The following is a 6,363-nucleotide window of genomic DNA, read 5'->3' as shown; positions in this document are numbered from 1 at the left end:
CGAATACAACCTGCCCTTTGCCGAACGCGGGGTGAATGCCGACCTGCGCGACGTCAAGAAATCCGAAGGTTTTGCCGAGACCCGGGATGAGATCCTTTCAATGATCTGGGAGATGGAAGAGGAAATCATGGGCCGGACGGAGCAAGTGGCATGACAGTCCTCATTTTCTATATCGCGCTGTTTTCCGGAGCCTTTTTCCTGGTGCAGCTCATCCGCAGGGGCATGCAGTCGCGGCAGGATTTCACCAGCCTGAAAACCGTGACCTTTGGCGACGAAAGCGCTGTTACACCGGACCGGGCAGCGTCGATCATTTCGGTTCTGGCGATCTTTGTAATCTGGGCCGCCTTTACCGGCTCCAAGCTGTTTCCCCTTCACGTGCCTGGCCCGTTTACCGGTGAAACCCGATTTACCTATACGCTGGAGACTGCGGATGGAGCCACTGATGACGCCAATATCACTGTCCGGGTGGCCGGGTTTGGCGAGGAAAGCGCGAATTTCGAAGTGGATCCCGGAGACGGTTTTGCCAAGGATGATGCTATGGCGGCACAGGCCGGGCGCTCCACCATCCTGATCTTTGACAAAAATGACGAGGCCAAACGCAGGCAAGGCGCCAGGATCGTTGCCATCAATGGTGAACCGATTGCGGCTGGCACAGCGGTGGATACGGGTGATGGCAAGGTGACGCTGACCGGCAAGGGGGCGATCAGCTTTACTCCGCATGGCGGGATGCAGATGAACCCGATCTGGCTGCCTGCTCCGGAAACGGTGGTGGCGCGGTTCTTTGAGATTGCCTCGGTGGGCTATCAGAACTTCTCGCTGTGGCAGCATTTGGGCTGGTCGCTGACACGGGTGATCGTGGGGTTTGTCACCGGGGCGATTGTCGGTATTCCCCTGGGCTATGCCATGGGTCTGTCGGGCTGGTTTCGCGGCTGGTTCGACCCGATTGTCGAATTCATGCGGCCAGTGCCGCCCTTGGCGCTGATCCCGCTGGTGATCATCTGGTTCGGCATCTGGGAGACCGGCAAGATCGTGCTGCTGTTCCTGGCGGCGCTGTGGATCATGACGATTGCGGCGCGGGCCGGGGTTTCGGGGGTCAATATCTCGAAAATCCACGCGGCCTATTCGCTGGGCGCCTCCAAGTGGCAGATCATGCGCCACGTGATCGTGCCGAACTCTCTGCCGGAGATATTCACCGGTGCGCGGGTGGCAATGGGCGTCTGCTGGGGCACGGTTGTGGCGGCGGAACTGGTTGCTGCACAAAAAGGGGCTGGCATGATGATCATCGCCGCTTCGAAGTTCCAGCTGACCGATATCGTGATCATGGGCATCGTGCTGATCGGCATCATCGGCTATGGCATCGACATTCTGATGCGCAAGGCCGAGAATTGGCTGGTGCCCTGGAAAGGCCGCAGCTGATCCGAGGACCAGTTACCGAAATGAAAACGCCCGGGGATTATCCCGGGCGTTTTGCTGTTTGGCAGAGGCTCTGCCCCGGATGCGTTCGAAGCCCGGGTGATAATGTGAGCGGGCTATGGCCGTGGCCGCAGTTGCCTCGTCCTTGGTCATGCCGTGATGGTTCAACAGGCAGCCAAGGCCAACCTCGCCAAAGCGCCAGGCCCCGGCGCCGCAGAACATCCGCTTTAGGAAGCTGTGGCGGTCCGTGCTGGTGATTTCAATCCGGTTGAAGCCGTTGACCTCGGCCAGGCCCACGTTTTCCTGCATGTTCTTCACTGCTGCGGCGATTATATCGAAAGCCTCGTCAATGTTAAAGCTGAGCGCGGGGTGAGCGTCCGCTGAGGGCTTAATGTAACCGACCCGTTCCCCCCGTCCCCCCCCGGTTCACGACAGTGAATTCGGCACCTTCCTCAGCCATCACCGGCGTTAGCGGCGTGGTTTTTGCCGGGCGCCCGGCGGGGCGGAGATCGTGCGGGAAATGGAGGCGGAATTCGTTCTGGAGGTCCTCGATTGCCCTCAGCGCGATCAGCTCCACATTGGTTTGGGTGGTGATAGGAATACGGCGAGCTCATGTATGATGTCGCTTTCGAAGCCCTCAATCGTGGCAAGCCGAAGATAACTTGCCCCGGAAATGTTTCCGGCCGAAGCTTCAGGCTTGGCCTTGCGGATCGCGTGCAGCACATCACCGATAGTGGCCAAGAACACCTGCCCCTTGGGTGTCAGCACCATCGGGCGGCGGCTATGATTGAACAGCTCCGCACCCAAGTGATCCTCAAGATTGCGAAGGTAGTGCGAGAGGGTACTGACCGACAGACCGGTCTCATCGGGCGCATCCTGCAGTCACCCGTTGCGGGCGGATTGGCCAGGCATCGGATATGTCTCCCGCAATACCGCAGCTGCGTCATGAGGAGCTTCATCGTTTCCGGCCCATTGGTGGCAAGAGGCTGAAACCCAAGGCCTGGCAGGATGTGCCTGGGCTGTCGCACAGGCAATCCGCTCCTTGCGCAGTTGCTTTACGGGCCCGCGGGGCAAATGCTGCCGCATTGTAAGGGTTTAAGAACATTGACGCCTCGCGCCGGCGGGCGCACACTACAGCCTCAGCGAAGGTTTTTAGAAGCCGAGCATTGCTGTGGAGGATATTCAACTGCGCCGGAACCGGCAATGTGCAAAGCCGGACTGAAACAGTTCTGGCCTTATGGGGTTTGCAAACTGTCACTTTAAGAGGCGCGAACGGCACCGCAAGAATTTACAGTTGAAACAACAAAAACAACAAACAACAGTCCAAAGGGAGATTACTGGATATGTCAGCAAAGACTTCACTAAACCGCCGCACGGTGCTGAAAAGCGCAGGCGCCGCGGCACTGGCGGCGCCTCTTTATTCAAAAAGCGCATTGGCGTCTTCGGGCGAAATCAACATCCTGATGTGGTCGGACTACCTGCCGCCGGAATTCATTCAGGGCTTCGAGGCCAAGACCGGCATCAAGGTGAACTACACCGGAATCGGCTCGAACGAGGAAATCATCAACAAGATGAAGGCCACCAAGGGCCAAGGCTTTGACATCGTTTCGCCGACCAACAACCGCTCGCTGCAGTGGGGTCCTCTGGAGCTGCTGAAGCCGTTCGACATGAGCAAGGTCAATGTTGACGCAGTGAACCCGGCGATGGCCAAGATCGGCACCGATGCCTGGAACTTTGGCGGTTCGGGCGTGCATTGGCTGCCGCATATCTGGGGCACCGAAGGCATCGCTTACCGCACCGACAAATGGCTGCCTGCGGGTGACGCTCCGTCTTATGGCGATGTCTGGTCGGAAGAAAATGCCGGCAAGACCATGGGGCGGGCGCATTCGATGATGCTGGGTGCGGGTCTTTTCATGGAAGCTTCGGGCGAAATGGAGCCTGGCTCGATCTGGGCCGCTTACGAGGACGAGGAAACCATGCGCAAGGTCTGGGGCCAGGTCACCGATTGGTGCGTGGCGCGCAAGGACCGGATCAAGCTGATCTGGAACGACGCCGACACCCAGAAGAACGGTCTGCTGAACGAGGGCGTGGTGGTTGGCCAGACCTGGGACGGCCCGCCGCTGGCGCTGAAATCCGCTGGCGAGCCGGTGCATTACCAGGCGCCGGTAGAAGGCGCGATGGCTTGGGTCGACGGCATTTCGATGCCGGTCGGGGCCAAGAATGAGGAACAGGTTTACGCCTTTGTCTCCTATGCTTACGAGCAGGAACCGGCAGGCAAGGCTATCGACAGCCATGGCTACAATTCGCCGGTTCTGGGTGCTGACAACCATTCGGGCGATGTTTACAAGAAAAACTTTGCCGAAGCCTATCCGGGCAATTCGCTGGCCAATTTGAACCCCTGGCCGGCCGAGGCGCCGTGGTATGCGGACGTGCGGACCGAGTTCGTCAACAAGTTCAAGAGCGCCTAAGCGAAGCGCCTGATCACGCGGCCCCCCGGGAGTTTTCTTCCGGGGGCCGGTTCCGTTCGGCCGGCAGACAGCCGGAGCGGTGCCTTCAACAAGAATAAAAGGGAAGCAGGTTCTGCGAGGCCGGTGGAGTTCCACCGGAAGGGGATCTGTACCCTGGGGAGAAATCAAATGGGTTCTGGGGTCGGTGTTGATCTCGAAAATCTTTGGATCCGTTTCGGTGACTTTGTTGCCGTGCGTGATGCCAATGTGAACATCAATGGAGGAGATTTTTTCTCTTTCCTGGGCCCCTCGGGCTGCGGCAAGACCACAATCCTGCGGGCGGTTTCGGGATTTCTGGAACCAAGTGACGGCCGGGTGCTGATCGGCGGCAATGACATGAAGGGGATTGGCCCCAACAAGAGACCCACCGCGCTGATCTTCCAGAATCTGGCGCTGTTTCCGCTGATGAAAGTTTGGGAAAACATCACCTTTTCGATGGAAATCAAGGGCGCATCAACCCGCGAGCGACGCAAGCGCGCGGATGAGCTTTTGGACATGATCGCGCTGCCGGGGCAGGGCGACAAGCTGCCCAGCGAGCTGTCGGGCGGCCAGCGTCAGCGGGTGGCGATTGCGCGCGCCCTTTGTGCAGAGCCGGACGTTCTGCTGCTGGATGAACCCCTGTCAGCGCTGGATCTGAAACTGCGCCAGCACATGCGCACCGAGCTGCGCGAAATCCAGCAACGCGTCGGCATTACTTTCATCTACATCACCCATGATCAGGGAGAGGCGCTGACCATGTCCGACAATATCGCGGTGATGAAGGCGGGGGTGATCGACCAGATCGCCGATGGCAAGACCATCTACAATGACCCCGCCACCGCCTTTGCCGCGTCGTTCGTCGGCGAAAACAACGTGTTTCGCGGCAAGGTCAAGCGGGTGATGGGAAATGAGGCACTGATCGCAACCAATCGTTCGGGCGACCTTCTGGCGCGGATTTCGACCGCCAATCAGGGCCGCATGAGCGAAGGCGACGAGGCGATGATGTTCATCCGCCCCGAGGCCTTTGCGCTGGCAGGCGACGGTGCTGCAGGCCGCAATCTGGTCTCGGCGCGGGTCAACCACGAGGAGTTCGAGGGCAATGCCTTCAACATCTTCATGGAGGGCGACGGTGGCAAGGAGCTGAAGGTCTCGATCCCCAATGTGGGGCAGTCCTTTGACGATCACACCGGTCAGAACATCACCCTGCAGTACGCCACGGAAAACGCAGTTGCCGTACCCGCAGGTGAGCTGGCCGCGGAATGAGGGGGCGCACGCCATGCCAGTCTTCCTGAAGGAATTCTTCAAGCGCAACGGCACCGGCATGGGCAGCCTGATGCTGGGCCTGGTCCTGTTCTGGACCATCGGCCTGATCATCCTGCCGCAGCTGTCGATGCTCGACTTTTCGTTCCGGACCAACCTGCCGCCGCCAGAGATCGGCGGCCCCAGGGATGTCTATACGTTTGAAAACTACAAATATCTTGTGTTCGGTCCGGAAGGCGGCGGCCAGACCTACAATGCCGTCGATCTCAATGTTTTCTTCCGCACCCTGGTGGCGGCGGTCTGCGTCACCATCTTCAACCTCATCCTGTGCTACCCGATCGCTTATTACCTGGCCCAGACCAAGGGCAATCACATCCGCATCTTTGCGCTGATGCTGATCATCCCCTACTGGATCAACGAGATCCTGCGGGCGTTCGCCCTGCGTATCATCTTCGGAGAGACCGGGGTTTTGAACAATGCACTGGTGGGGCTGGGAATTTTCGACACGCCGTTTGATTTCATCCGCAATGACATCGCGCTTTATGCCGGTTTGGGCTACGCATACATCCTGCTGATGATCTTTCCGATCTACAACGTGATCGAGAGCCTGGACCGCAACCAGATCGAGGCGGCACGCGATATGGGCGCCAGCTGGGCCAAGATCCACCAGCGGGTGGTTATCCCTTATGCCAAGCCGGGCATCTCCTCGGGCTGCACCATGGTGTTCATGCTGTCGGCGGGCGCGCTGGCGGCACCGCAGATCCTTGGCGGGCCGTCGAGCCTGTGGTTCACGCAGCTGATCTATCAGCAGTTCAATGACAATTCCGACTGGCCGCAGGGCGCGGCCTATGCGGTGGTGCTGCTGGTGACCTGTATCCTGTTGGTGCTGGCGATCATGCGGCTGTTCAAGGTGAACATGGGGGATATCGGCAAATGAAGAACCTGTCTTTCATGCACCTGAGCCTCTGGGTCTATCTGGGAATCTTCTTTGCCTATCTTCTGGGCCCGCTGGTGATCATGTCGGCCACCGCCTTCAACTCGCCGTCTTTCCCGCGGATGACCCCGTGGGAGTGCCTGCCGTTCGAGTGGTTTTCGGCGCTGTTTCAGGACGAACGCATCCTGAACGGGATCTGGAATTCGATCCTGGTGGGTGCGGGCACAGTTGTGCTGTCGGTGGCGATGGGACTCGCAGGCGCGCTGATGC

The 6,363-nt window shown here is 59.2% G+C and carries 6 protein-coding genes and 2 pseudogenes; 6 read left to right on the top strand and 2 right to left on the bottom strand.

The window, feature by feature from the left end:
- Both VOI29_RS21590 and VOI29_RS21585 read left to right on the top strand, forming a co-directional pair.
- A pseudogene (locus VOI29_RS21590) lies at window positions 1-154 on the top strand (ABC transporter ATP-binding protein); the annotation flags it as partial.
- Entirely contained in the window at window positions 151-1,416 is a 1,266-nt protein-coding gene (locus tag VOI29_RS21585) for an ABC transporter permease subunit (RefSeq protein WP_323783576.1), read from the top strand. The pseudogene VOI29_RS21590 and the gene VOI29_RS21585, both read left to right, overlap by 4 nt.
- Window positions 1,417-1,539: 123 nt before the next feature.
- On the opposite strand, the pseudogene VOI29_RS21580 reads toward VOI29_RS21585, so the two are convergent.
- Together VOI29_RS21580 and VOI29_RS21575 are read right to left on the bottom strand one after the other, a co-directional pair.
- Window positions 1,540-2,005 (bottom strand): annotated as a pseudogene (locus VOI29_RS21580) (FAD-dependent oxidoreductase); the annotation flags it as partial.
- Entirely contained in the window at window positions 1,981-2,268 is a 288-nt protein-coding gene (locus tag VOI29_RS21575; protein ID WP_323783578.1) for a LysR family transcriptional regulator, read from the bottom strand. The gene VOI29_RS21575 and the pseudogene VOI29_RS21580, both read right to left, overlap by 25 nt.
- A 488-nt stretch (window positions 2,269-2,756) precedes the next feature.
- On the opposite strand from VOI29_RS21575, the gene VOI29_RS21570 reads away from it, so the two are divergent.
- From VOI29_RS21570 to VOI29_RS21555, 4 genes are all read left to right on the top strand, one after another.
- Window positions 2,757-3,881, top strand: coding sequence for an extracellular solute-binding protein (locus VOI29_RS21570; protein ID WP_323783574.1), 1,125 nt, complete (start codon window positions 2,757-2,759; stop codon window positions 3,879-3,881).
- Window positions 3,882-4,049: 168 nt separating this feature from the next.
- Window positions 4,050-5,162 carry an ABC transporter ATP-binding protein gene (locus tag VOI29_RS21565; protein ID WP_323783572.1) on the top strand — a complete coding sequence of 371 codons (1,113 nt, stop codon included), beginning with the start codon at window positions 4,050-4,052 and terminating at the stop codon, window positions 5,160-5,162.
- 13 nt (window positions 5,163-5,175) lie between these two features.
- Window positions 5,176-6,096 (top strand): ABC transporter permease, encoded by a 921-nt coding sequence (locus VOI29_RS21560; protein ID WP_323783570.1) that lies wholly within the window; start codon window positions 5,176-5,178, stop codon window positions 6,094-6,096.
- Window positions 6,093-6,363: ABC transporter permease (locus VOI29_RS21555; RefSeq protein WP_416361573.1), on the top strand; the 271-nt coding region annotated here is incomplete at its 3' end. The genes VOI29_RS21560 and VOI29_RS21555, both read left to right, overlap by 4 nt.

Source organism: Leisingera sp. (assembly GCF_034669605.1).
Lineage (GTDB): Bacteria > Pseudomonadota > Alphaproteobacteria > Rhodobacterales > Rhodobacteraceae > Leisingera.
The sequence above is the reverse complement of the archived record's forward strand: the minus strand, read 5'-3'. Positions and strand labels throughout refer to the sequence as shown.

Excerpts from the sequence above, each read along its gene's own strand:
- VOI29_RS21565 (WP_323783572.1), top strand. The coding sequence starts at position 4,050 with ATGGGTTCTGGGGTCGGTGTTGATCTCGAAAATCTTTGGATCCGTTTC.
- VOI29_RS21585 (WP_323783576.1), top strand. The coding sequence starts at position 151 with ATGACAGTCCTCATTTTCTATATCGCGCTGTTTTCCGGAGCCTTTTTC.
- VOI29_RS21560 (WP_323783570.1), top strand. The coding sequence starts at position 5,176 with ATGCCAGTCTTCCTGAAGGAATTCTTCAAGCGCAACGGCACCGGCATG.
- VOI29_RS21570 (WP_323783574.1), top strand. The coding sequence starts at position 2,757 with ATGTCAGCAAAGACTTCACTAAACCGCCGCACGGTGCTGAAAAGCGCA.